The 716-nt window shown below is 50.1% G+C and carries 1 protein-coding gene; it reads right to left on the bottom strand.

Translation table 11 applies throughout. The features are described from left to right. Window positions 1-716: Ig-like domain-containing protein (locus Q4Q35_RS17490; RefSeq protein WP_303279315.1), on the bottom strand; the 716-nt coding region annotated here is incomplete at both ends.

The raw sequence follows: 716 nt of genomic DNA, 5'->3' as shown, positions 1-716 counted from the left end.
TCCGTGGTTCCAGCACTTACCGGGGTCACGACACCACTACCGTCGATAGTCGCTACGCCCGTATCGGATGAACTCCATACTATGGTCCCTGCAGTACCTTCGGTCAAATCTATTGTCGATCCCATGCATACGGCATTAGGGCCTGTAATCGCTGCCGCTATAGGTAAGGCATTTACGGTAACTTCAAAGGTTGCCGAGGATAATGAGGTACAACCACTACTATCGGTTACGGTATAAGTAACATCTGTGGTTCCAGCACTTACCGGGGTCACGACACCACTACCGTCGATAGTCGCTACGCCCGTATCGGATGAACTCCATACTATGGTCCCCGCAGTACCTTCGGTCAAATCTATTGTCGATCCCATGCATACGGCATTAGGGCCTGTAATCGCTGCCGCTATAGGCAAGGCATTTACGGTAACTTCAAAGGTTGCCGAGGATAATGAGGTACAACCACTACTATCGGTTACGGTATAAGTAATATCCGTGGTTCCAGCACTTACCGGGGTCACGACACCACTACCGTCGATAGTCGCTACGCCTGTATTGGATGAACTCCATACTATGGTCCCCGCAGTACCTTCGGTCAAATCTATTGTCGATCCCATGCATACGGCATTAGGACCTGTAATCGCTGCCGCTATAGGCAAAGCATTTACGGTAACTTCAAAGGTTGCCGAGGACAATGAGGTACAGCCACTACTATCGGTTAC

Origin of the sequence: Flavivirga aquimarina (assembly GCF_030540835.1) — a bacterium.
GTDB classification, from domain to species: Bacteria; Bacteroidota; Bacteroidia; order Flavobacteriales; family Flavobacteriaceae; genus Flavivirga; species Flavivirga aquimarina.
Note: the sequence above shows the minus strand (reverse complement) of the source record. Positions and strands in the feature narration are given on the sequence as shown.